Genomic DNA, 24,704 nt, shown 5'->3' on the forward strand with positions numbered 1-24,704 from the left:
TCGGCGGGCCCGCACGGCGCAGGCCCTCACCCCCTCCGACGCGTAACGCTGCGTAGTCGTTCCGCCGCACTCCGGAACTCACCCGGCTGGGTGGCGAAGATATTCACAGGCGCCTTCTCGTCCACAGTTTTCCAGCAAGATCCACTTCTTTTTCCGGATGCCTCCACCGTGATTCCAGCCGCGAAGTCCGCGGCGTGTGGATTTGCAGGGAGAAGGGGGCGGAGATCGTGGCTGGATCGAAGTCGTGTGAAGCGCTGGGGCCCGTCGTGGCGGGTGGGAGCGGGCCTGCCGCCCGTGCCGCGGGGGCGGGGGCCGGTGGCGGGCGGCCGCTGATCATCACCGAGGACCCGCTGCTCCTGGACGACCTGCTGCGGCTGTGTGCCGCCGCGGGCGCCGAGCCGCACGTGCACCACGCGGTGCCGGAGCAAAGCGGAGCCGGTGGTGACTCCGGTGGCGGGGGTGACGCCGGCGTCGCCGGCTCTCGGGCGGGCGTCGGCTGGGACACCGCCCCGCTCGTCCTCGTCGGGGACGACGCCGCCCGCCGGGTGCGCGGGGCGCCGCGGCGGGACGGGGTGTTCCTCGTCGGCCGGGACCTCGACGACCCCTTCGTCTGGCAGCGTGCGGTGGGGATCGGCGCCGAGGAGGTGCTGCGGCTGCCCGAAGCCGAGAACCGGCTCGTGGACCGCCTCGCCGACGTGGTCGAAGGGGCGGGACGGCCCGCCCTCACCGTCGGGGTCATCGGGGGCAGCGGCGGCGCCGGGGCCTCCACCCTCGCCTGCGCCCTCGCGCTCCGCGCCGCCCGCGCCGGGGAGCGCACCGTCCTCATCGACGGAGACCCCCTCGGCGGCGGCATGGACGTCCTGCTCGGCGGTGAGGGCGCCGAGGGGCTGCGCTGGCCGGACTTCGCCGCCTCGCGCGGCCGGGTTGGGGCCGGGGCGCTGGAGGAGTCCCTGCCCGAACTGCACGCACTGCGGGTGCTGAGCTGGGACCGGGGCGACCGGGTGGTGGTCCCGCCCGCCGCGATGCGGTCCGTCGTGGCCGCCGCCCGGCGCAGGGGCGGGGTGGTCGTGGTGGACCTGCCCCGGCGGGTCGACGAGGCCGTGGCGGAGGTGCTGGCCCAGCTGGACCTCGTCCTGCTCGTGGTCCCGGGCGAGCTGCGGTCCGTGGCCGCGGCGGGCCGGGTCGCCGCCGGAGTGCGGATGGTGGCCCGGGACGTCCGCGTCGTCGTGCGGGGCCGCTGCCGCCAGGGACTCGACGCCGACGCCGTCGCGGGGCTGCTGGGGGCGCCGCTGGCCGGCGAGGTGCCGGTGGAGGTGGGGCTCCCGGGGCGAGTGGCCGAAGGGGAACCGCCGGGTGCGCGGGGCGCGTTGGCCCGGTTCTGCGACGGGTTCTGGCAGCGGGCCCTCGGCCCGGCGCAGGGGGTGCCGGCATGAGCGCGGTTCTGCTCGACGCCGTGCGCCGGCGGCTGGCCGAGAGCGGCGCGGAGCCCACGCCGGCCCGGGTCGCGGCGGCCCTGCGGGCGCAGGGCCGACTGCTCGGGGACGCGGAAGTACTGGGCGCGGCCGCCGAATTGAGGTCCGAACTGGTCGGTGCGGGCCCGCTGGAGCGGCTGCTCGACGACCCCGGCGTCACCGATGTGCTGGTGGCCGCCCCGGACCGGGTGTGGGTGGACCGGGGCGGCGGGCTGGAGTTGACGGCGGTGACCTTCGCCGACGCCGATGCCGTGCGCAGGCTGGCCCAGCGGCTGGCCGCCGTCGCGGGGCGGCGGCTGGACGACGCCCGGCCCTGGGTGGACGCCCGCATGCCGGACGGCACCCGGCTGCACGCCGTCCTCCCGCCGGTGGCCGTCGGGTCGGCGTGCCTGTCGCTGCGGGTGGTGCGGCCCAAGGCGTTCACGCTCGACGAGCTGGTCGCCGCCGGGACCCTGCCGCCGGGCGGGCAGCGGCTGCTGCGGGCGATGGTCGAGGCCCGGCTGTCCTTCCTCGTCTCGGGTGGCACGGGCACGGGCAAGACCACCCTCCTCAGCGCCCTGCTCGGCCTGGTCGGTCCCGCCGAACGGATCGTGCTGGCCGAGGACTCCGCCGAACTGAGGCCGGACCACCCCCATGTGGTGCGGCTGGAGACCCGGCCCGCGAACCAGGAGGGCGCGGGGCTGGTCACCCTGGCCGACCTGGTCCGCCAGGCCCTGCGGATGCGCCCCGACCGGCTGGTCGTCGGCGAGGTGCGGGGCGCCGAGGTGGCTGACCTGCTGGCCGCCCTGAACACCGGCCACGAAGGGGGCTGCGGCACCGTGCACGCCAACGCCGCCGAGCACGTGCCCGCCCGGCTGGAGGCGCTCGGCACCGCCGCCGGACTCGACCGGGCCGCCCTGCACAGCCAGTTAGCGGCGGCGCTGACCCTCGTGGTCCATCTGGCCCGGGACCGGTCGGGGCGCCGGAAGGTGGCCGAGGTCCATGTCCTGGAGCGGGATCCGGCGGGGCTCGTCGTGACCGTGCCCGCGCTGCGCTGGGGCGCGCGCGGTTTCGTACGGGAGCGGGGCTGGGAGCGGCTCGGCCCGCTACTGCGGGGTGCGCGGTGAACGCCGGGGCGCTCGGGTCGGTGCCGGTGTTCGCCGGGGTGCTCTGCGCCGGGGCGGCCGCCTGGGGGCTGGCCGGGGGAGACGGGGCGGCCCGCCGGGCCCGGCTGGTGCTGGCCGGGGGAGTCCCCGTCGAGCGTGCCGGGCCGTCGCCCGGGTGGCGGCTGGCGGCCGGGGTGCGGGCGCGGGCCTCGCGGTGGCGGGAGTGGGCCGGTCTCGCGGCCGGTCTGGTGGTCGCCCTACTGGGCGGGTCGGTGATTCCGCTGGTGCTGGGGGCGGCCTCGGTGCCGCTGCTGCGCCGGTGGCTGCGGGCCCGGGAGCGCGAGCGGGCGCGGGAGGCCCGGGCCGCCGGGGTGGTGGCGCTGTGCGGGGCCGTGGTCGGCGAGTTGCGGGCCGGTGCGCAGCCCGGGCAGGCGCTGACGGCCGCGATACGGCGTACGGCGGACGCCCCCGGGGGCCCGGGCCCGGGCCCGGCGGAGGCGGCCGTGCTGGCCGCCGCCACCTTCGGCGGCGACGTGGCCGCCGCCCTCCATGAGGCGGCGCGGGAGCCGGGCGCGGAGGGGCTGGCCGGGATGGCGGCCTGCTGGCGGGTCTCGGTGGACGGAGGCGCCGGCCTGGCGGCCGGGCTGGACCGGCTGGAAGGCGCCCTGCGGGCCGAGCGGGACCGGAAGGAGTCGCTGCGCGCCCAGCTGGCGGGGGCGCGGTCGACGACGGTGGTGCTCGCGCTGCTGCCGCTGGTGGGGCTGCTGATGGGGACCGCGCTCGGCGCGGATCCGCTGAAGGTGCTGCTGCACTCCCCCGTGGGGTGGGGCTGCCTGGCGGCGGGCGGGGTGCTGGAGGCACTGGGGCTGCTGTGGTGCCGGCGGATCGTACGGACGGGGGAGCGGTGATGAGCGGGCCGGCGGTCCACAGGCTGGGGACGGTGCTCTGCCTGGCGGCGGCGGTCTGGTGCCTGGCGTCGGCGGTCGCGGCGCGACTGGGGCGGCGGGCCGCCCGGCGCAGGCTCGCGGCGGTCTTCGGGCCGGCGGGGCCGGCGCGGGGCGGGCCGGTACGGAGCCACCGGGTGCGGGCGGCGGTCGTCGCCTGGGCGGGGCCGGCCGGGGCGCTGCTGGCGGGCTGGGTGCTGATCGGCGGTGTGCCGGGGCTGTCGGCCGGGTGCGCCGCCGCGGCCGGGGTGAGGTGGTGGTCGGCCCGGCACAGGCCGGCCGCCGGGGTCGATCCGCGGGAGGCCGAGCGGCAGTTGCCGTTCGCGGGGGACCTGCTGGCCGCCTGTCTGGCGGCGGGGGCGGGCCCGGTGGAGGCGGCCGAGGTGGTGGGGGAGTCGCTGGGCGGGCCGGTGGGGGAGCGGCTGGCTCTCGCCGGGGCGGAGCTGCGGCTCGGCGGTGAACCGGGCGCGGCGTGGGGGAGGTTGGCGGGCATACCCGGGGCCCGGGGGCTGGCGGAGTGTCTGGAGCGCGCCGCGCGGACGGGGGCGCCGGCGGCGGAACCGGTCTCCCGGCTGGCGGCGGCCCTGCGGGCGGACCGCTCCCGTCGGGCCCAGGCCCGGGCGCAACGGGCCGCGGTGCTCGTCACCGCGCCGGTGGGGCTGTGCTTCCTGCCCGCGTTCCTCGCGGTGGGGGTGGCGCCCGTGGTGATCGGAATGGCCTCGGGTCTGCTGTCGGCCGGCTGAAAGCCCGGAGTCCTCCGGGCCGCGTTACGGAGTTCCGGAATCAAAACCTGAAATCACATCAAGAACGTAATCCCACAGGAGGTTGTCATGAGGATCATCTGGTTTCGGCTGCGGGCGGCCGTGAGCGGTCGCGGGGGCGACGCGGGAATGTCGACCTCGGAATACGCCATGGGCACCATCGCGGCCTGTGCGTTCGCCGCCGTTCTGTACAAGGTGGTGACGAGTGACGTGGTCTCCGCGGCCCTTCAGTCGACCATCGGGAAGGCGCTCGATGCGCCCTTCTGAGCGAAAGTCCCCGGCGATCGCGGACCGGGGCTATGTGACGGCCGAGGCGGCACTCGTCATTCCGGCCCTGGTGCTGTTCGCTGCGCTGCTGGTGTGGGCGCTGATGGCGGCGGCCGCGCAGATCCGGTGTGTGGACGCCGCCCGGGCCGGTGCCCGGGCGGCGGCCCGGTCGGAGCCGGCGGGGGCGGTGCTGGCGGCCGCCCGGCAGGCCGCCCCGCCGGGGGCGGAGGTGGAGGTGGAGCGGTCCGGCGACCTGTGGCGGGTGCGGGTGGCGGCGCCCGCCCCCGGGCCGGCCGGGCTGCCGGTGCGGATCGGGGCGCGGGCGGTGGCCCTGGCCGAGGACAGCGTGGGGCCGCCGCCGTGAGCCGGGACCGGGGTTCCGCGACGGTGTGGGCCGCCGTGGTGGCCACGGCGCTGGTGGCCGTGTTCGGGGGCGTGCTGCTGCTCGGGCAGGCGGTGGTGGCCCGGCACCGGGCGGGTGCCGCAGCGGACCTGGCGGCCCTCGCGGCGGCCGCCACCTGGGCGCACGGCCCGCAGGCCGCCTGTGCGGCGGCCGGGCGGGTGGCGGCGGCCCAGGGGGCGGTGGTGGCCCGGTGCGGCGTCGGGGGCGAGGTGGCCGAGGTCACGGCGGCCGTCCGGGCCGGGCCCTTCGCCCCAGCGGTCCGGTCCCGCGCCGGCCCGCCGGCCGCACCACGGCACAGCCCGCCGCCGGACGGCCCGGCACCGGCGCCGACGGCCCCGGCACCGGCGGCTCCGGCGACCGCGCCGATGGGCGGCCCGGGCCCGCCGGCGGGAGACACGTCGGCAGCGGGCACGTGGGCCGCAGGTACGTCTGCCGCCGGTCTGCCGGCTGCGGGTCGCCTCTTGGCGCCCGCGTCTCCCGGCGCCGCGCCGCCGGGGCCGGGGGTCAGGGGGGTGGGGTCAGGAGGCGGGTGAGGAGGCGGATCGCGCCGCGTTTGTGGAGGGGGTCGTTGCCGTTGCCGCACTTGGGGGACTGGATGCAGGAGGGGCAGCCCGCCTCGCACTCGCAGGCGGCGATGGCGTCCCGGGTGGCCGTCAGCCACTCCCGGGCCGTCTGGAAGGCCCGCTCCGCGAAGCCCGCGCCGCCCGGGTGGCCGTCGTACACGAACACCGTGGGCAGCAGGGTGTCCGGGTGCAGCGGGACGGAGACCCCGCCGATGTCCCAGCGGTCGCAGGTGGCGAACAGCGGGAGCAGGCCGATGGAGGCGTGCTCGGCGGCGTGCAGGGCGCCGCCGAGGATCTCCGGGTTGATCCGGGCCTGGTCGAGCTGGTCCTCGGTGACCGTCCACCACACGGCCCGGGTGCGCAGGGTGCGGGGCGGCAGGTCCAGCTTGGCCTCGCCGAGGACCTCGCCGGTGATCAGCTTGCGGCGCAGGTAGGACACGACCTGGTTGGTGACCTCGACCGAGCCGTAGCAGAGCCGGGCCGCACCCCAGGGGACCTCGGTCTCGGTCTCCAGGATGGAGATCGAGGTGGTGTCGCGGGCCGTCGTGGAGAAGGGCGGGTCGGCCTCCTCGACCAGGGCCACGGACTCCTCCAGGTCCAGGTGGCGCACCAGGTAGGTGCGGCCCTGGTGGAGGTGGACGGCGCCGTCGTGGACGGCGGTGTGGGAGGCGGACTCGTCGACGGTGCCCAGCAGCCGGCCGGTCCCGGCCTCGACGATCTGCACCGGGCGGCCCCCGCCGCCGCGGATGTCGGCCAGGTCCGAGGCCCGCTCCCGGCGGGTCCAGTGCCAGGCGGCGGTCCGCCGCCGCAGCAGCTTCGCCGCCTCCAGCTGGGGCATCAGCCCCGCCGCCGACGGGCCGAAGAGATCCAGGTCGGCTTCGGTCAGGGGCAGCTCGGCGGCGGCCGCGCACAGGTGCGGGGCCAGGACGTAGGGGTTGTCGGGATCGAGCACGGTGGCCTCCACCGGCTGCCGGAAGAGGGCCTCGGGGTGGTGGACGAGGTAGGTGTCCAGCGGGTCGTCGCGGGCGATCAGCACCGCCAGGGCCCCCTGCCCCGAGCGGCCGGCGCGCCCGGCCTGCTGCCACAGCGAGGACCGGGTGCCGGGATAGCCGGTGATCAGGACGGCGTCCAGGCCGGACACGTCCACGCCGAGCTCCAGGGCCGTGGTGGCGGCCAGCCCGAGCAGCTCCCCGGAGTGCAGGGCCCGCTCCAGGGCGCGGCGCTCCTCGGGCAGGTAGCCGCCCCGGTAGGCCGCGACCCGCCGGGGCAGGGACCGGTCGACCTCGGCCAGCCGCTCCTGGGCGATCACGGAGATCAGCTCCGCGCCGCGCCGGGAGCGGACGAAGGCCACTGTGCGGACTCCCTGGACCACCAGGTCGGTCAGCAGGTCGGCGGTCTCCGCCGTCGCCGTGCGGCGCACCGGGGCGCCCTTCTCGCCCTTCAGGTCGGTCAGCGGCGGCTCCCACAGGGCGAAGACGACCTCGCCGCGCGGGGAGGCGTCGTCGGTGATCCCGGTCACGGGGACCCCGGTCAGCCGGGAGGCGGCGGTCGCCGGGTCGCCGGCCGTCGCCGAGGCCAGCAGGAACACCGGCTCGGAGCCGTAGCGGGCGCACAGCCGGCGCAGCCGCCGCAGCACCTGGGCGACGTGGGAGCCGAAGACCCCCCGGTAGCTGTGGCACTCGTCGACGACCACGTAGCGCAGGGCCTTCAGGAAGGAGGACCAGCGGGGATGGGAGGGCAGGATGCCGCGGTGGAGCATGTCGGGGTTGGTCAGCACGTAGTTGGCGTACTGGCGCACCCACTCGCGTTCCTCGACGGGCGTGTCCCCGTCGTACACGGCCGGTCGCACGGCGTTCCCGAGGGGGGCGGCCAGCTCCCGCACGGCCCGCCGCTGGTCGGCGGCCAGAGCCTTGGTCGGAGCCAGGTAGAGGGCGGTCGCACCCCGGCCGTTCGGCGCCTCGGCGCCGTCGGCGAGGGCGGAGAGCACGGGGGCCAGGTACGCCAGGGACTTGCCCGAGGCGGTTCCGGTGGCGATCACCACGGACTCGCCGTCCAGGGCGTGCTCGGCGGCCGCGGCCTGGTGTGCCCAGGGATGTTCGATCCCGGCGGCCCGGATCGCGGCCACCACATCCGTTCGGACCCGGTGCGGCCAGACCGCATGACGGCCCTCCCGAGGGGGCAAGTGCTCCGTATGGGTGATGCGCGCAGCCCGGGAAGGCCCCCGTGACAGGCGGTCCAGAACGGTGCCGGGGGTGGGTCGTGGGTCCGCCGGTGCCGTGGCCGGACCGGGGCGATGAGTGTTGGCCATTGGAACCGAGTGTGTCACCGGCGTGCGGGACAATGGGCTCAAGGCGTCGTGCGCGCCTGCCGGTAAGTGATTGAATGCCATCGCGGCAGCCGATCCCTCCCCTACCTTCGGGTGGGAGGCCCCTGGGGGGCGCCGCTCGATAGCAAGGTGCTGGAGGATCCGTGGACCTGTCCCTGTCGACTCGCACTGTCGGCGACCGCACGGTCGTAGAGGTCGGTGGCGAGATTGATGTGTATACCGCGCCCAAGCTGCGCGAGCAGTTGGTGGAGTTGGTGAACGACGGCAGCTACCACCTGGTCGTCGACATGGAGCGAGTGGACTTCCTCGACTCCACCGGCCTCGGTGTGCTCGTGGGAGGCCTCAAGCGCGTCCGCGCGCACGAGGGCTCGCTGCGTCTGGTCTGCAACCAGGAGCGCATCCTGAAGATCTTCCGGATCACCGGTCTGACGAAGGTGTTCCCGATCCACACCTCTGTGGACGACGCCGTCAGCGCCACCGACTGACGGCTCCCGGCGAGCGCCGCCCGGCGGCGCGGGAGCCGATGAGGAGCAGGGGGTACCGGACCACGCGGTGGTCCGGGCCCCTGTCAAGGCATGCCTGTAGTCCGAGGGGGACGCACATGGCCACCGTTGAACTGCGATTCAGCGCCCAGCCCGAACACGTCCGCACGGCCCGCCTCGTCGCCGCCGCCGTGGCGCGCCGGGCGGGGGTGGAGGAAGCCGTCCTCGACGAGGTCCGCCTCGCCGTGGGAGAGGCCTGTTCGCGTGCCGTCGGACTGCACCGCAGCAACGGGCTGACCGCGCCCGTCAGGGTGGTGCTGACCGAGGAGGAGAAGCTGTTCTCCATCGAGGTCGGCGACGAGGTGCCCGGACCGGCCGGCGGCTCCTCCGAGCCGGTGCCCGGCATGGACGCGGCCCTGGACCCGGATGCCGACGGCGAGGACGAGATGGGCCTCGCCGTGATCAGCGGGCTCGTCGACGACGTCTCCGTGACCAGTGGGGAATCGGGCGGAACGATCCGGATGCGGTGGCCCGTCACCGGGGTCTCCGATCTTCCGTAAGCCCGCGCCCGTCCTATCTTCCGATCTTTATCAAGGCCCTGCTGAGCAGGGCCTTTTCCATTTCCCGGGAAATCCTCTAGATCGCTGATCAACCGTCAATGCCTTTGTCCCATTACTTCTTTCGGGGGTAAAGGAGTGACGTGATCTATTGCTGAGGAGCAAGAGCGCGCCAATTCCGTTTCACGCCCACTGTTTTGATCAGGGCGCGCTCCCTACAATCCGTCCACATCTTGAGCTCATCACGTCAAGGAGGACGAATGACGGGGCTCTTCACCCCCAATGCCGCGGATCACGCCGGTGATCTGGCGGCCGCAGTACTCACGGATGACAACCGGCTCATCGTGTTCGTCATCGCGGGCATCGCACTGGCCGCACTCGTCGTCGCGCAGATCCTGGTCCGCCAGGTCCTCGCGGCCGACGAGGGCACCAGCAGCATGAAGAAGATCGCCGCGGCGGTGCAGGAGGGCGCGAACGCCTATCTGGGCCGCCAGTTGCGCACCCTCGGCATCTTCGCCGTCGTGGTCTTCTTCCTGCTCTTCCTGCTCCCCGCCGACGACTGGACGCAGCGCTCCGGGCGCTCCGCCTTCTTCCTGGTCGGCGCCCTCTTCTCGGCCACCACCGGCTACATCGGCATGCGCCTCGCGGTCCGTGCCAACGTCCGCGTCGCGGCGGCCGCCCGCGAGGCCACCCCCGCCGAGGGCGAACCCGCCAAGGACCTGACCGACGTCGCCCACAAGGCCATGAAGATCGCCTTCCGCACGGGCGGCGTGGTCGGCATGTTCACCGTCGGCCTCGGCCTGCTCGGCGCCTCCTGCGTCGTGCTCGTCTACGCCGCCGACGCCCCCAAGGTGCTGGAGGGCTTCGGCCTCGGCGCCGCGCTCATCGCGATGTTCATGCGCGTGGGCGGCGGCATCTTCACCAAGGCCGCCGACGTGGGCGCCGACCTGGTCGGCAAGGTCGAGCAGGGCATTCCGGAGGACGATCCGCGCAATGCCGCGACCATCGCCGACAATGTGGGCGACAACGTCGGCGACTGCGCGGGGATGGCGGCCGACCTCTTCGAGTCCTACGCCGTCACCCTGGTGGCCGCCCTCATCCTCGGCAAGGCCGCCTTCGGCGACCTCGGCCTCGCCTTCCCGCTGATCGTGCCCGCCATCGGCGTCATCACCGCCATGATCGGCATCTTCGCGGTGGCCCCCCGCCGCTCCGACCGCAGCGGGATGACGGCGATCAACCGCGGCTTCTTCATCTCCGCCGTGATCTCCCTGGTGCTCGTCGGCGTCGCCGTCTACGCCTACCTCCCGGCCACCTACAAGGAGCTCACCGGGGTCGAGGACGCGACGATCCTGGGCCACGACGGGGACCCGCGCATCCTGGCCGTGGTCGCCGTCGCCATCGGCATCGTGCTCGCGGCCCTGATCCAGCAGCTGACCGGCTACTTCACCGAGACCAACCGCCGCCCCGTCCGGGACATCGGCAAGACCTCGCTGACCGGCCCCGCCACCGTCGTCCTCGCCGGCATCTCCGTCGGCCTGGAGTCCGCCGTCTACACGGCGCTGCTCATCGGCCTCGGCGTCTACGGGGCCTTCCTGCTCGGCGGCACGTCCATCATGCTCGCGCTCTTCGCGGTGGCCCTGGCCGGCACCGGCCTGCTCACCACCGTCGGCGTCATCGTCGCGATGGACACCTTCGGCCCGGTCTCCGACAACGCCCAGGGCATCGCCGAGATGTCCGGCGACGTCGAGGGCGCCGGCGCCCAGGTCCTCACCGACCTCGACGCCGTCGGCAACACCACCAAGGCCATCACCAAGGGCATCGCCATCGCCACCGCCGTCCTGGCCGCCGCCGCGCTCTTCGGCTCGTACAACGACGCCATCACCAACGCGGTCAAGACGGTCGGCGCCAAGGCCGGCGAGATGAACCTCAGCCTCGCCATCGCCCAGCCCAACAACCTGGTCGGCCTGATCCTCGGCGCGGCCGTCGTGTTCCTGTTCTCGGGCCTGGCCATCAACGCCGTGTCCCGCTCCGCGGGCGCCGTCGTGTACGAGGTGCGCCGCCAGTTCCGCGAGCACCCCGGGATCATGGACTACACCGAGCAGCCCGAGTACGGGCGCGTCGTGGACATCTGCACCAAGGACGCCCTGCGCGAGCTGGCCACCCCCGGCCTGCTCGCCGTGCTCACCCCGATCGCGGTCGGCTTCACCCTCGGCGTCGGCGCGCTCGGCTCCTTCCTCGCGGGCGCCATCGGCTGCGGCACCCTGATGGCGGTCTTCCTCGCCAACTCCGGCGGCGCGTGGGACAACGCGAAGAAGCTCGTCGAGGACGGCCACCACGGCGGCAAGGGCAGCGAGGCGCACGCCGCGGTCGTCATCGGCGACACCGTCGGCGACCCGTTCAAGGACACCGCCGGCCCGGCCATCAACCCGCTGCTGAAGGTCATGAACCTGGTGGCCCTGCTGATCGCCCCGGCCGTCGTGCAGTTCAGCTACGGAGCGGACACCAGCGCCACCGTACGCGCCGTGGTCGCGGCGATCGCGCTGCTCGTCATCGTCGGCGCGGTGTACGTCTCCAAGCGCCGCGGCATCGCCGTCGGCGACGACGAGGCGGGGGACGCGGCCGCGGAGCGCGTGGCCCAGTCCGCGGACCCGGCGGTCGTCTCCTGACCTCGCGGAGCCCGTGAGGACGGGCCGCGGCCCCGGGGGCGACCGGCCCGGGGATGCGCCCGAACGGCGGACGGGCGGCGCGTACTGACGCGCCGTCCGTCCGCCTTTGTGTGTGCTCGGAAGGCGGGCGTGTATCTTCCGGCCGAGAGCCTTCGAAGGGACCAATCCGGTGAACAAGAAGCTTGCGGCCGCGGTGTCCTGCGGTGCGGTACTGATGCTCGTGCTGTCCGGCTGCGGCGGTGACGACGACGGCGACAAGAAGGCTGACGCCTGGGCCAAGAAGGTCTGCGACAAGTGGGAGCCCCAGCTCACGAAGATCAAGGACACCAACGACGAGCTGAAGCGGGTCGCCTCGCAGAGCAGCAAGCCGGAGGAGGTCCAGAAGACCGACTCGGCCGCGTTCCAGACGCTTTCGGACTCCTACAAGAGCATGGCCGGCTCCCTGACGGCGGCCGGTGAGGCCCCGGTCAAGGACGGCAAGGCCGCCCAGGACGCCGTCGTGAAGAGCTACGGCGAGATCTCCAAGGGCTACACCGACCTCAAGACGAAGATCGACGCGCTCGACCCCAAGGACCAGGGGAAGTTCGCCGACGGGCTCCAGCAGGTCGCCGGCGGGCTCACCGAGGTCGCGGCCAACGAGACCGCGAGCAAGGAGAAGCTCAACTCGACGGGCCTGAAGGTGATCTACACCCAGAAGGGCTGCCAGGTCTCCGCGCCCAAGTGACCCCCGCCGCGCGCGGGGCGGGCGGGCGTACGCCGTCCGGGGCGGCCGCGACCCCGGACGGCCCCGGCGGCCCCGTCGCGCCCCGGCGGTCGTACGGATCGGCGGTGCCAGCGGCCACAATGGACGTGTGAGTACCACCAGCCTCCCCAAGCCCGACCGTGCCGCCGAGCTCCGCGAAGCCTTCCTCGCCGCCGGATTCACCGCCGACGGGCTGCTCGACCTGCTCGGCGCCCCCGCCTACGCCGCGCTCGCCCGCAGCGAGACGGTCCCCGCCCTGCGCGCCACCCGCAGCCACGGCGACGGCCCCCTGGCCACCCTGGTCCGGCTGTTCCTGCTCCAGTGCCCCGTGCCCCACGTGCACGCCGCCGAGGCCCTGCCCGTCGGGGCCGCGCTCGACGACGGCTGGCTGCGCCGTGAGGGCGACGAGGTGCACGCCACCGTCGACGTACGCCCGTACGGCGGCCCCGACGGCGAGGACTGGTTCATCGTCTCGGACCTCGGCTGCGCCGTCGGCGGGGCCGGCGGCATCGGGAGCCGCGAGGAGGGGGTCGTCCTCGGCGTCGGCGGGGCCTCCACCACCCTGGCCGGGATCACCGTCCGCGTCCCCGTCGGCACGGCCCTCGACCTGGGCACCGGATCCGGGATCCAGGCCCTGCACGCCGCCCAGCACGCCACCCGGGTCACCGCCACCGACGTCAACCCGCGGGCCCTGGAATTCACCCGGCTGACGCTGGCGCTCTCCGGGGCGCCGGAGGCCGAGCTGCTCACCGGGTCCCTGTTCGAGCCCGTCGGCGACGCCACGTACGACCTGATCGTGTCGAACCCGCCCTTCGTCATCTCCCCCGGCGCCCGGCTCACGTACCGCGACGGCGGGATGGGCGGCGACGACCTGTGCCGGACCCTGGTCCGGCAGGCGGGGGAGCACCTGAACCCCGGCGGGTTCGCGCAGTTCCTCGGCAACTGGCAGCACGTCGAGGGCGAGGACTGGCACGACCGGGTCCGCTCCTGGGTCCCGGCCGGATGTGACGCGTGGATCGTGCAGCGTGACGTACAGGACGTGACCCAGTACGCCGAGCTGTGGCTGCGCGACGCGGGCGACCACCGCACCGACCCGGCCGAGTACGCGGCGCGTTACGAGGACTGGCTCGACGAGTTCGAGTCCCGGAAGACCAAGGCCGTCGGCTTCGGCTGGATCACGCTGCGCCGCACCGACGTGGCCGAGCCCTCGATCGTCGTCGAGGAGTGGCCGCACACGGTGGAACAGCCGCTCGGCGAGACCGTCCTGGCCCACTTCGCCCGCCAGGACTACCTGCGCGAGCACGACGACGCCGCGCTGCTGGCCGGGTACTTCCAGCTGACCGAGGAGGTCGTCCAGGAGCAGGTCGGCGCGCCCGGCGCGGAGGACCCCGAGCACGTGGTGCTCCGGCAGAACCGCGGTATGCGGCGGGCCACGAAGGTCGACACGGTCGGCGCGGGCTTCGCCGGGGTGTGCGACGGCTCGCTCAGCGCGGGCCGGATCCTCGACGCGATCGCCCAGCTGGTCGAGGAGGACCCGGTCCTGCTGCGGGACCGGACCCCCGAGGCGATCCGGATGCTGGTCGAGCAGGGCTTCCTGGAGCCCGTCCAGGGGCCGGGCCGGTAGCCCCTCCCGGGCCCCGGCCGCGGGCGAACCCGTGATGTAACCCGGGGTTCGCCCGCCGTATCCCCACGGGTGGCAGGCTCCGGGCAGCGGGGGATCCGGGGGGGTCCCCCGAGCGGCCCGGGGGCAGAGGGGGAACGGTATGGAACGCGGTCCGGCGGTCTTCGCGGCGGGCGTGTTCCTGCTGTTCGGCACGGCACTCCTGGTCTGGACGGGGGCGCGCGCCGGCCGCCGCGCGCCGGTGGCGGAAGGCGTGCGCCCGGCCGTGGCCGTACCGCTGGCGCTGCTCGCCGGCGCGGGGTCGCTGGCGCTGGGAGTCTGGTGCCTCCAGCGGTTCTGAGGCGCGGACCGGCGATGATCTCCACCGGTGTGTGAAACCCGACGTCGCGACGGGTGCGGGGGCGGGGCCAGACGGCCCCCGGGCCACCCGGCCCGGTGACCGGGAGGGGCCCGGCGCGGCATCCGGGCGGCAGAAATGGCACTTGTCGGGTTACCGTTCGAGTGGCCGTTGCGGGCTTGTGCCGTTTGACACGGGGGCGGGTTGTACCGTCACACTCCGCAGCGTCGCCGTACCGCGACCGAGTGCCGACCGGAGAGAAGAGCCAAGTTGTCCCCGACTAGCGAGACCGCAAAGGGCGGCCGCCGACTCGTCATCGTCGAGTCCCCTGCCAAGGCGAAGACGATCAAGGGCTACCTCGGCCCGGGATACGTCGTCGAGGCGAGCGTCGGGCACATCCGCGACCTCCCGAACGGCGCGGCCGAGGTCCCCGACAAGTACACCGGCGAGGTGCGCCGCCTCGGCGTGGACGTCGAGCACGACTTCGCGCCGATCTACGTCGTCAACGCCGACAAGAAGGCCCAGGTCAGGAAGCTCAAGGACCTGCTGGCCGAGTCCGACGAACTCTTCCTCGCCACCGATGAGGACCGCGAGGGCGAAGCCATCGCGTGGCACCTCCAGGAAGTCCTCAAGCCCAAGGTCCCGGTCCACCGGATGGTCTTCCACGAGATCACCAAGGACGCCATCCGGGACGCCGTCGCCAACCCGCGCGAGCTGAACCAGCGCATGGTCGACGCCCAGGAGACCCGCCGCATCCTCGACCGCCTCTACGGCTACGAGGTCTCGCCGGTCCTGTGGAAGAAGGTCATGCCGCGGCTGTCGGCCGGCCGCGTCCAGTCCGTCGCCACCCGTCTCGTCGTCGAGCGCGAGCGCGAGCGCATCGCCTTCCGCTCCGCCGAGTACTGGGACCTCACCGGCACCTTCGGCACCGGCCGCGCCGGTGACGCGTCCGACCCGTCCTCCCTGGTCGCCCGCCTGAACACGGTGGACGGCAAGCGCGTCGCACAGGGCCGCGACTTCGGGCCGAACGGGCAGCTCAAGGGCGAGGTGCTGCACCTCGACGAGGCGAACGCGCGGGCGCTCGCCGCCGCGCTCCAGGGCGCCGACTTCGCCGTCCGCTCGGTCGAGTCCAAGCCGTACCGCCGCTCCCCGTACGCCCCGTTCCGCACGACGACCCTCCAGCAGGAGGCCTCGCGCAAGCTGGGCTTCGGCGCGAAGGCGACGATGCAGGTGGCGCAGAAGCTGTACGAGAACGGCTTCATCACGTACATGCGTACGGACTCCACCACGCTCTCCGACACCGCGGTGGCGGCGGCCCGGGCGCAGGTCACCCAGCTCTACGGGGCCGACTACCTGCCCGAGAAGCCGCGCGTCTACGCCGGCAAGGTCAAGAACGCGCAGGAGGCGCACGAGGCGATCCGGCCTTCGGGTGATCGTTTCCGCACCCCCGCCGAGACGGGTCTGACCGGCGACCAGTTCCGCCTGTACGAGCTGATCTGGAAGCGGACCGTCGCCTCCCAGATGAAGGACGCGACCGGCAACTCGGTCACCGTGAAGATCGGCGGCCGGGCGGCCGACGGGCGCGACGCCGAGTTCAGCGCCTCCGGCAAGACGATCACCTTCCACGGCTTCATGAAGGCCTACGTCGAGGGCGCGGACGACCCGAACGCCGAGCTCGACGACCGTGAGCGCCGGCTGCCGCAGGTCGTCGAGGGCGACGCGCTGACGGCCGAGGAGATCACCGCCGACGGCCACGCGACCAAGCCCCCGGCCCGCTACACCGAGGCCTCGCTGGTCAAGGAGCTGGAGGAGCGAGAGATCGGCCGCCCGTCGACGTACGCGTCGATCATCGGCACGATCCTCGACCGCGGCTACGTCTTCAAGAAGGGCACGGCGCTCGTCCCGTCCTTCCTGTCCTTCGCCGTCGTGAACCTGCTGGAGACCCACTTCGGCCGGCTCGTCGACTACGACTTCACCGCCAAGATGGAGGACGACCTCGACCGCATCGCGCGGGGCGAGGCCCAGTCCGTGCCGTGGCTGAAGCGGTTCTACTTCGGCTCCGAGGACGCCTCCGAGGTCGTCCCGGCCGACGGGGACCACCTCGGCGGCCTGAAGGAGCTGGTCACGGACCTCGGCGCGATCGACGCCCGGGAGATCTCCTCCTTCCCGGTCGGCGACGGCATCGTGCTGCGCGTCGGCCGCTTCGGGCCGTACGTGGAGAAGGGCGAGAAGGGCGAGGAGGGTCACCAGCGGGCCGACGTCCCCGAGGACCTGGCCCCCGACGAGCTGACCCTGGAGCACGCGCAGGAGCTGCTCGCCGCGCCGAGCGGGGACTTCCAGCTCGGCAAGGACCCCGTCAGCGGCAACGAGATCGTCGCCAAGGCCGGCCGCTACGGGCCGTACGTGACGGAGATCCTGCCGGAGGGCACCCCGAAGACGGGCAAGAACGCGGTCAAGCCGCGGACGGCCTCGCTGTTCAAGACCATGTCCCTGGACACGGTCACCCTCGACGACGCCCTGCGGCTGATGTCGCTGCCGCGCGTCGTCGGCGCGGACGCCGAGGGCGTGGAGATCACGGCCCAGAACGGCCGCTACGGCCCGTACCTGAAGAAGGGCACGGACTCGCGGTCGCTGGAGACCGAGGACCAGCTCTTCTCGATCACCCTGGACGAGGCCCTCGCGATCTACGCCCAGCCCAAGCAGCGGGGCCGCGCCGCGGCCAAGCCGCCGCTGAAGGAGCTGGGCACGGACCCGGTCAGCGAGAAGCCGGTGGTCGTCAAGGACGGCCGCTTCGGCCCGTACGTGACGGACGGCGAGACGAACGCGACGCTGCGGCGGGACGACGACGTCGAGACGATCACGCCGGAACGGGGCTACGAGCTGCTCGCGGAGAAGCGGGCGAAGGCGCCGGCGAAGAAGACGGCGAAGAAGGCCCCGGCGAAGAAGGCCACCGCGGCGAAGAAGGCCCCGGCCAAGAAGGCCACGGCCACGGCGGCGAAGAAGACGGCCGCCGCCAAGAAGACGACCACCGCGAAGAAGACGGTGGCGAAGAAGACGACGGCCGCCGCGAAGAAGGCGGCGGCAGCCGCCCCGGCGGACGAGTAGCGGTCAGGGGCGGGGCCGGATCCGTCCGGCCCCGCCGCGATCGAACCGATGCGGGCGGGGTCACACGGGGCCCTGTCCACAGGCCACGGCAACGGCCCGGCGCAGCGGATAGGCTGGGCGGATGACGCGAGCCGAGCAGCCGACGGTCGTGACCGACTCCGAGAACCCCACCTACGACGAAGCCCTGGCCGCGGACTCCCGCGAGCGAGCGGTGCGCGCCCTGGTGCGCACGCCCGGGCTGCGCCGGCTGTGGAGCGCCCAGCTGGTGAGCGGCATCGGCGACGCCCTCGCCCTGCTGGTCCTCGTCCTGCTGACGCTCCAGGCGACCGTCACCACCGCCTCCGGAGGCCTCTTCGGCGGCGGGTACCGGGGCGCCGCCTTCGCCGTCGCCGCCGTGTTCGCGGTGCGCGTCCTCGTCACCGTCCTGTTCGGCGCCGTCCTGCTCGGCCCGCTGGCCCGGCTCACCGCCCCCGGCGGCAGGCTGGACCGCCGCTGGACGATGGTCGGCGCCGACGGGCTGCGGATCGTGCTGTTCGTCGTCGCCCCGCTGTGGCTCGACTGGATCCCGGCGCACGCCACGACCGCCCTGCTGGCCACCGTCTTCGTCTCCGGCGCCGCCGAGCGGGTGTGGACCCTGGCCAAGGAGAGCGCGGCGCCCGCGCTGCTGCCCGCCCCGCCGCCGGAGGGGGCGACCGTACGCCCGCTCCCGGACCACCTCGACGCGCTGCGCCGTCTCAGCCTGCGCACGGCCTTCGCGGCGATGCCCGTGGCGGCCGCCGCGCTGCTCGTCGCGACCCTGACGGGGCGGGCCCTCGGCCTGGGCGTGGGCTGGTTCGCCGCCAACCAGTCGGCGCTCGGCTCGTACGTCGCCGCCGGCCTGTTCGCCGCGTCCGTCTCCCTGCTGCTGCCGCTGACGCTGCCCGCCGTGAAGACCCCGCGGCCGCGTTCCCCGCTGGAGGGGCTGCGGGCCCCCCGGGCGGGCGACCGGCCCGAGAAGGGCCGTACGGGCGCGATCCCGCTGCTCGTGCTGGCCTGCGCCGCCGTCGCCGGAGCCGTGGCCTGCGCCGCCTCCGTCGGTGTGCTGCAGGCCTTCGACCTGGGCGGCGGACCGTCCTCGTACGCCCTGCTGGTGCTCGCCCTCGTCGGCGGCACCGCCGCCGGGATCCGCGCCAACCAGGCCGGCAAGGTGCTGCCCGGGCTGTCCCGGCGGCGGCTGCTCGCGCTGGCCATGGCGGTCGCCGGGCTGGCGCTGCTGCTGACCGGGCTGGTCCGGGACACGGCGACCGTGCTGTTCCTGGCGCTGCTCGCGGGCACCGCCGCCGGTGTCGCCGCCAACACCGGCCACACCCTGCTCGACCAGGAGACCGAGGAGTTCCGCCGGGCCCGGGTCACCGAGCACCTCCAGGCCGTGGTCCGGGTGGCCGTGGCCGTCGGGGCGGTGGCCGCCCCGCTGCTGGCCGCCGCGATCGGCCCGCACCGGCTGGCGGGCGGCGGAGTCGTCCTCTCGCACGGCGGCGCCGCCTACACCCTCATGCTGGCCGGCGCGCTGCTGCTGCCCGCCGCCGTGGTGGTCCTCACCAAGGCCGACGACCGCGGGGGCGTACCGCTGCGCCGCGACCTGCGCGAGGCGCTGCGCGGCGGGGACCCCGTACAGGCCCCGTCCGCGACCGGGTTCTTCATCGCCCTGGAGGGCGGCGACGGCGCCGGCAAGTCCACCCAGGCCGAGGCCCTGGCCGACTGGATACGGGGCAAGGGCCACGAGGTCGTCGTGACCCGGGAGCCCGGTGCCACCCCGGTCGGCAAGCGGCTCCGTTCGATCCTGCTCGACGTCTCCTCCGCCGGGCTGTCCAACCGCGCCGAGGCCCTGCTGTACGCCGCCGACCGCGCGGAGCACGTCGACACCGTCGTCCGGCCCGCCCTGGAGCGGGGCGCCGTGGTCATCTCCGACCGCTACATCGACTCCTCGGTGGCCTACCAGGGCGCCGGGCGCGACCTGTCGCCGACCGAGATCGCCCGGATCTCCCGCTGGGCCACGGACGGCCTGGTGCCGAACCTGACCGTACTGCTGGACGTCTCCCCGGAGACCGCGCGCGAGCGGTTCACGGAGGCACCCGACCGGCTGGAGTCCGAGCCGACCGAGTTCCACCAGCGGGTGCGGGCCGGCTTCCTGACCCTCGCCGCCGCCGACCCCGGCCGCTACCTGGTGGTCGACGCCGGCCAGGACCCCGGCTCCGTGACCACCGTGGTGCGCCACCGCCTGGACCGCATGCTCCCCCTGTCGCAGGCCGAGGTCGCCGCGCAGCTGGAGGCCCGCCGGCTCGCCGAGGAGGAGGCCCGGCGCAAGGCCGAGGAGGAGGCCGCGCGCAGGGCGGAGGAAGCCCGGCTGAAGGCCGAGGAGGAGGCCCGGCTGGCCCGGGAGGCCGAGGAGGCGCGGCTGAAGGCCGAGCGTGAGGCCGAGGAAGCCCGGATCAAGGCCGAGCGCGAGGCCGCGGAGGCCCGCCGGCTGGCCGAGGAGGAGGCCGCCCGCAGGGCGGAGGAGGCCCGGCGCAAGGCGGAGGAGCAGCGGCGCAAGGCCGAGGAGGAGGCCCGGGAGCGGGCCGAGGCCGAGCGGCTGCGCGTGGAGGCCGAGGAGCGGGCCCTGGCCGCCGAGCGGGAGCGGATCCGGCTCCAGGAGGCGGAGGAGGCCCGGCTGCGCGCCGAGGCGGAGGAGCGCCGGCTGGAGAAGCAACGGCGTGCGGAGGAGGCCCTGCTGAGGGCGGAGGAGGCGCGCAAGCTCGCGGAGGCCTCGGCTGCCGCCGCGGCGGCGGCAGCCGCTCCGAAGGCCCCCGGGGCGCCCGCGCCCAAGGTCGTGATGAGCAAGGACCCGCTCCCGGCGGACGAGGCCGTCACGGTGGAGACGCCGGTGGTGCGCCGGGTCGTCCGGCCCGACGACGTCACCCAGACCGTCCCGGTGCCCAAGATCGACCCCGCCCGCGAGGCGCGCGCGTCGGACGAGACGGCGGTCCTGCCCGCGGTACGGCCCGAGGGCCGGGCCCCCGAGCGGACCCGTCCGGCGGAGCGTCCGACGGCCCCGCACACGCAGGAGCCCCCGGCCGACCGGGTGCCGCCGGGGATCTTCCGCGACTCGGCGAACGACGTGACCCGTGAGCTGCCCGTCTTCGACGAGGACGGCCGGCCGCGCCGGGCCCCCTCCGACTGGGCCGAGGCGACCCCGATGGACGACCTGCCGACGCTGGCCGACGAACTCCTGGGCCCGCACCGGGACGACCGGGACGACCGGGACGACCGCGGTGATCGCGGTGACGAGGGCGGCCGGGGCCGCCGCCGCTGACCTGAGGCGGGCGGGCGCTCCCCGGGCCGGGGACGGATTGTCGGTGGCGCGCGCCACAATGTGAGCAGGCGGGTGCGGAGCATCCCCGGACGGTGAAAGGCGGTGGGCGGGATGCCCGTGTGGGACGACCTGGTGGGACAGGAGCGTGTGCACGCGCAGCTGGCCGCCGCCGCCCGTGACGCCGACGCCCTGGTCACGGCCGCCGCCGAGGGCCAACCGCTGCCGCCCGGCTCCAAGATGACCCATGCCTGGCTGTTCACCGGCCCGCCCGGCTCCGGCCGGGCCACCGCCGCCCGCGCCTTCGCGGCCGCCCTGCAGTGCGTCAGCCCGGACCGCGCGCTGGGCGGCGAACCGGGCTGCGGGTTCTGCGACGGCTGCCACACCACGATGGCCGGGACGCACGCCGACGTGGAGATCGTCCGCACCGACCTCCTGTCGATCGGCGTCAAGGAGACCCGCGACCTGGTCCGCCGCGCCCAGCTCTCGCCCGCCGTGGGCCGCTGGCAGGTCATCGTCCTGGAGGACGCCGACCGGCTCACCGAGGGCGCGGGCAACGTCCTGCTGAAGGCCGTGGAGGAGCCCGCCCCGCGCACGGTGTGGCTGCTGTGCGCGCCCTCCCTGGAGGACGTGCTGCCCACCATCCGCTCCCGCTGCCGCCACCTCACCCTGACCACCCCGTCCGTGGCGGCGGTGGCCGAGGTGCTGGTGCGGCGCGACGGCGTCGAGCCGGCCGCCGCCGCGGCCGCCGCCCGCGCCACCCAGGGCCACATCGACCGGGCCCGCCGGCTCGCCACCGACGAGGCCGCCCGCTCCCGCCGCGCCGCCGTGCTGAAGCTCCCCCTGCGGGTGGACGACGTGGGCGGCTGCCTGAAGGCCGCCCAGGAGCTCGTCGACGCCGCCGCGGAGGACGCCAAGCAGGTCGCCGAGGAGATCGACGCCAAGGAGACCGAGGAGCTGAGGGCCGCGCTCGGCGCCGGAGCGGGAGCCGGAGGCCGGCTGCCGCGCGGCACGGCCGGGGTGATGAAGGAGCTCGAGGACCGCCAGAAGCGCCGCCGCACCCGTACCCAGCGCGACAGCCTCGACCTGGCCCTCACCGACCTGACGGGCTTCTACCGGGACGTCCTGGCGCTCCAGCTCGGCTCCTCCCTGGCCATCGCCAACGAGGACCTGCGGCCCGACCTCGACCGGATCGCCCGCGCCTCGGGCCCCGAGCGGACGCTGCGCCGGATCGAGGCGATCATCGCCTGCCGCGGCGCCCTCGACCGCAACGTGGCCCCGCTCCTGGCGGTGGAGGCCATGACGATGGCCCTGCGGGCGGGCTGACGGGTTCACCCGTACGAGCGGTCCCGGGCCGCGCGCGCGGAACACCGTACGGTCGCCGGGCGCAGGACCTTCCCCGGCCGGCGGGCGGCCGGGCGGGCGGCGGCCGACGGACAGGCGTCCCGGCAGGACGTACGCTCGCCGCATGGACACCAGGCGAGTGCTGCGTACCACCGGGACCGTGATCGCCGCCGCCGGGCTGCTGCTCTCCGGCTGCACATCCGGGAGCCCGGACGTGGCCTCGGCCTCGGCCGAGCCGTCCGCGGTCCCGGCCGGACTGCGCCCGTACTACGAGCAGAAGCTGAGCTGGCGCGACTGCGGTGTCCAGGGTTTCCAGTGCTCCACGATGAAGGCGCCGCTGGACTACGCGAACCCGGGCTCCGGCCAGGACGTGGACATCGCGGTGGCCCGCCGCTCGGCCACCGGTCCCGGCAAGAAGCTCGGCTCCCTGGTGGTCAACCCGGGCGGCCCGGGCGGTTCCGGCATCGGCTACCTCCAGGCGTACGCCGGCATCGGCTACCCCGCGCCCGTGCGCGCCCGCTACGACATGGTCTCCTTCGACCCGCGCGGGGTCTCGCGCAGCAGCCCCGTGGAGTGCCTGACCGGCCCGGCGATGGACCGGTTCACCCAGGTGGACCAGACGCCGGACGACCAGGAGGAACGGGCCAAGCTCGTAGCGGCGTTCAAGGAGTTCGCGGCGGCCTGCGAGCAGCGCTCGGCGCGGATCCTGCCGCACGTGTCCACCGTGGACGCCGCCCGCGACATGGACCTGCTCCGGGCGGTCCTGGGCGACGAGAAGCTGAACTACGTCGGCGCCTCCTACGGCACCTTCCTCGGCGCGACGTACGCGGAGCTCTTCCCGGGCCGGGTGGGCCGGCTGGTCCTGGACGGGGCGATGGACCCCTCACGGCCGGCGCTCGAACTCAACCGTGACCAGACGGCGGGCTTCGACACGGCCTTCCGCTCCTTCGCGAAGGACTGCGCGAAGCAGCCCGACTGCCCGCTGGGGCAGGGCACCCCGGAGGCGCAGGGGCAGCGGCTGAAGGATTTCTTCCGCAAGCTGGACGCCCAGCCGGTCCCCTCCGGCGACCCGGCCCGCCCGCTGGGCGAGTCCCTCGCGACGACCGGGGTGATCGCGGCGCTGTACGACGAGAGCGCCTGGCCGCACCTGCGCCAGGCCCTCACGGACGCGATGAACGGGGACGGTGCCGGCCTGCTGTCCCTGGCCGACAGCTACTACGAGCGCGAGGCGGACGGCAAGTACGCCAACCTCATGTTCGCCAACGCCGCCGTGAACTGCCTCGACCAGCCCCCGGCCTTCAGCGGCCCGCAGGCCGTGGACGCCGCCCTGCCCTCCTTCGAGAAGGCCTCGCCGGTCTTCGGCGCGGGCCTGGCCTGGGCCTCGCTGAACTGCACGTACTGGCCGGTGAAGGCCACGGGCACGGCCGGGCCGCTGAAGGCCCGGGGCGCGGCCCCGATCGTGGTGGTCGGCACGACCCGCGACCCGGCGACCCCGTACAAGTGGGCCCAGGCCCTGGCGGGGCAGCTGGACTCGGGCACCCTCCTCACGTACGACGGCGACGGCCACACGGCGTACGGCCGCGGCAGCGACTGCATCGACTCCGCGATCAACCGCTACCTCCTGGAGGGCCAGGCCCCACCCGCCGGAAAGCGCTGCTGAGGCCTCCGGCCGGACCTGGTTCGGGGCATCGGGTTTAACCCTGTAGACTTGGCGACGCTGCTGATGAGAGGCTCCCCACGGGGATTTTTCTCGTCTTCCCAGCGGTGCCGCCTTAGCTCAGTTGGCCAGAGCAACGCACTCGTAATGCGTAGGTCTCGGGTTCGAATCCCGAAGGCGGCTCTGTAGAAGCCCCAGGACTCACTCGCCGTGACCTGGGGCTTTTGCTTTTCCGCTCCGTGCGCGGGGCGGGGCGGAGGGGGTGCTGGAGGGCGAAGGCCCGGGCTGTCTCGGCCGGTGTCGGGGCGGCGTCGGGCCTCACGGGTGCCTCCGTGAGCCTTCAGGGGCGTTCACGGTCAGCCGGATCCGCGAACCACCGGGCGCGTCGGTCGTCCACGCGGTGAAGGACACCGACTGCGCCAGCACGATGAGGGCCTGCCCCGGGTGTTCGCCGACCGGCTTCCAGTACGCCATGCGGTAGGGCGTGCGGGTCTCCAGGCGGTATGCGCGGTCCTCCCAGAACCCCGGCTCCGGCGGTTCCGGGAAGTCCGGCGCGTCCCAGGCGCCGTTCCAGACCGCGGGACCCAGCACGCTCTCGGCCGCCTTGAGGAACGCGGGCCACTCGTCGGCCGCGCGGACCAGGAGAGCGGGGTTCTCGGACGCCTCGTCCGCTTTGAGGTGCCACGCCCAGTGGGTCAGCCGGCGTACGGGATGCCAGTTGCCGCCCGCTTCGAAGGTCCACCTGCCGCCGGCCCCGCTGCGCACCGCCAGATTGCGGTCGGCCGTCAGCGGCTCCCAGCCGTAGCGCTCGCACCACGTGCGGCATGCCGGGGAGCCGCCCTGCGGCGGACCCGCCCAGACGGACGGCCAGTCCACCCCCCGCAGGCCCTCCAGCTCGGCGGCCAGGTCCCGGGCCGTGCGGCCTGATGTCTCCGTCGGCATCGTCTCAAGCTCCTCGCGTGTTGTGCGTGCGGCATCATGACATGCCGTCAGGACGGGGCGGACCCCCGTATCAGCAGGCAGACGGCGACCCGGGCGGGCGGC

The 24,704-nt window shown here is 74.6% G+C and carries 19 protein-coding genes and 1 tRNA gene; 18 read left to right on the forward strand and 2 right to left on the reverse strand.

Features of this window, described 5'->3' with window-relative positions:
- Positions 1-266 precede the first annotated feature (266 nt).
- The 7 genes from ssd (at position 267) to ABT403_RS39040 (ending at position 5,465) form a co-directional block, all read left to right on the forward strand.
- The gene (ssd, locus tag ABT403_RS17275; RefSeq protein WP_344169897.1) at positions 267-1,433 is read left to right on the forward strand and encodes a septum site-determining protein Ssd; all 1,167 of its coding nucleotides are present in this window, start codon (positions 267-269) and stop codon (positions 1,431-1,433) included.
- Entirely contained in the window at positions 1,430-2,578 is a 1,149-nt protein-coding gene (locus tag ABT403_RS17280; protein ID WP_344169503.1) for a TadA family conjugal transfer-associated ATPase, read from the forward strand. Before ssd ends, ABT403_RS17280 begins: the two co-directional genes overlap by 4 nt.
- Positions 2,575-3,465: a type II secretion system F family protein gene (locus ABT403_RS17285; protein ID WP_344169506.1), complete on the forward strand. Its 891-nt coding sequence runs from the start codon at positions 2,575-2,577 to the stop codon at positions 3,463-3,465. The genes ABT403_RS17280 and ABT403_RS17285 overlap by 4 nt, the downstream gene beginning before the upstream one ends.
- On the forward strand, positions 3,465-4,244 hold the full coding sequence (locus tag ABT403_RS17290; RefSeq protein ID WP_344169509.1) for a type II secretion system F family protein: 780 nt from the start codon (positions 3,465-3,467) through the stop codon (positions 4,242-4,244). The genes ABT403_RS17285 and ABT403_RS17290 overlap by 1 nt, the downstream gene beginning before the upstream one ends.
- An 87-nt stretch (positions 4,245-4,331) precedes the next feature.
- Positions 4,332-4,529, forward strand: a complete 198-nt coding sequence (locus tag ABT403_RS17295; protein WP_344169512.1) for a DUF4244 domain-containing protein — start codon at positions 4,332-4,334, stop codon at positions 4,527-4,529.
- Positions 4,516-4,893: a TadE family type IV pilus minor pilin gene (locus tag ABT403_RS17300; protein WP_344169515.1), complete on the forward strand. Its 378-nt coding sequence runs from the start codon at positions 4,516-4,518 to the stop codon at positions 4,891-4,893. The genes ABT403_RS17295 and ABT403_RS17300 overlap by 14 nt, the downstream gene beginning before the upstream one ends.
- Positions 4,890-5,465, forward strand: a complete 576-nt coding sequence (locus tag ABT403_RS39040; protein WP_425580341.1) for an Rv3654c family TadE-like protein — start codon at positions 4,890-4,892, stop codon at positions 5,463-5,465. The genes ABT403_RS17300 and ABT403_RS39040 overlap by 4 nt, the downstream gene beginning before the upstream one ends.
- On the opposite strand, the gene ABT403_RS17310 is transcribed toward ABT403_RS39040, so the two are convergent.
- Positions 5,437-7,884, reverse strand: a complete 2,448-nt coding sequence (locus ABT403_RS17310; protein ID WP_344169518.1) for a DEAD/DEAH box helicase — start codon at positions 7,882-7,884, stop codon at positions 5,437-5,439. The genes ABT403_RS39040 and ABT403_RS17310 overlap by 29 nt on opposite strands.
- Before the next feature lie 80 nt (positions 7,885-7,964).
- Between ABT403_RS17310 and bldG the strand changes: the two genes are divergently transcribed.
- The 11 genes from bldG to ABT403_RS17365 all read left to right on the forward strand — a co-directional run bounded on the left by bldG (position 7,965) and on the right by ABT403_RS17365 (position 23,843).
- A complete protein-coding gene (gene bldG / locus ABT403_RS17315) occupies positions 7,965-8,306 on the forward strand; it encodes an anti-sigma factor antagonist BldG (protein ID WP_049716377.1) in 342 nt (113 codons plus the stop codon).
- A gap of 116 nt (positions 8,307-8,422) precedes the next feature.
- Positions 8,423-8,863 carry an ATP-binding protein gene (locus tag ABT403_RS17320; protein ID WP_344169521.1) on the forward strand — a complete coding sequence of 147 codons (441 nt, stop codon included), beginning with the start codon at positions 8,423-8,425 and terminating at the stop codon, positions 8,861-8,863.
- 257 nt (positions 8,864-9,120) lie between these two features.
- Positions 9,121-11,526 carry a sodium-translocating pyrophosphatase gene (locus ABT403_RS17325; RefSeq protein WP_344169524.1) on the forward strand — a complete coding sequence of 802 codons (2,406 nt, stop codon included), beginning with the start codon at positions 9,121-9,123 and terminating at the stop codon, positions 11,524-11,526.
- Positions 11,527-11,695: 169 nt separating this feature from the next.
- Entirely contained in the window at positions 11,696-12,250 is a 555-nt protein-coding gene (locus ABT403_RS17330; RefSeq protein WP_344169527.1) for a small secreted protein, read from the forward strand.
- A 127-nt stretch (positions 12,251-12,377) separates the two neighbouring features.
- On the forward strand, positions 12,378-13,892 hold the full coding sequence (locus ABT403_RS17335; RefSeq protein ID WP_344169530.1) for a DUF7059 domain-containing protein: 1,515 nt from the start codon (positions 12,378-12,380) through the stop codon (positions 13,890-13,892).
- 139 nt (positions 13,893-14,031) lie between these two features.
- A complete protein-coding gene (locus ABT403_RS17340; RefSeq protein WP_045945854.1) occupies positions 14,032-14,229 on the forward strand; it encodes a hypothetical protein in 198 nt (65 codons plus the stop codon).
- A gap of 267 nt (positions 14,230-14,496) precedes the next feature.
- The gene (gene topA / locus ABT403_RS17345; protein WP_344169535.1) at positions 14,497-17,331 is read left to right on the forward strand and encodes a type I DNA topoisomerase; all 2,835 of its coding nucleotides are present in this window, start codon (positions 14,497-14,499) and stop codon (positions 17,329-17,331) included.
- Between the two features lie 121 nt (positions 17,332-17,452).
- The gene (gene tmk / locus ABT403_RS17350; RefSeq protein WP_344169538.1) at positions 17,453-20,662 is read left to right on the forward strand and encodes a dTMP kinase; all 3,210 of its coding nucleotides are present in this window, start codon (positions 17,453-17,455) and stop codon (positions 20,660-20,662) included.
- A 111-nt stretch (positions 20,663-20,773) separates the two neighbouring features.
- Complete coding sequence (locus ABT403_RS17355) at positions 20,774-21,985, forward strand: DNA polymerase III subunit delta' (RefSeq protein ID WP_344169542.1); 1,212 nt, start codon at positions 20,774-20,776, stop codon at positions 21,983-21,985.
- 142 nt (positions 21,986-22,127) lie between these two features.
- The gene (locus tag ABT403_RS17360; protein ID WP_344169545.1) at positions 22,128-23,663 is read left to right on the forward strand and encodes an alpha/beta hydrolase; all 1,536 of its coding nucleotides are present in this window, start codon (positions 22,128-22,130) and stop codon (positions 23,661-23,663) included.
- A gap of 106 nt (positions 23,664-23,769) precedes the next feature.
- Positions 23,770-23,843, forward strand: a tRNA-Thr gene (locus tag ABT403_RS17365).
- Between the two features lie 135 nt (positions 23,844-23,978).
- Here the strand turns inward: ABT403_RS17365 and ABT403_RS17370 are convergent.
- The gene (locus ABT403_RS17370; RefSeq protein WP_344169548.1) at positions 23,979-24,602 is read right to left on the reverse strand and encodes a hypothetical protein; all 624 of its coding nucleotides are present in this window, start codon (positions 24,600-24,602) and stop codon (positions 23,979-23,981) included.
- Positions 24,603-24,704: the final 102 nt, after the last annotated feature.

It is taken from the genome of Streptomyces sp. NPDC000075 (assembly GCF_040301925.1).
In the GTDB taxonomy this organism is placed as follows: domain Bacteria; phylum Actinomycetota; class Actinomycetes; order Streptomycetales; family Streptomycetaceae; genus Streptomyces; species Streptomyces polychromogenes.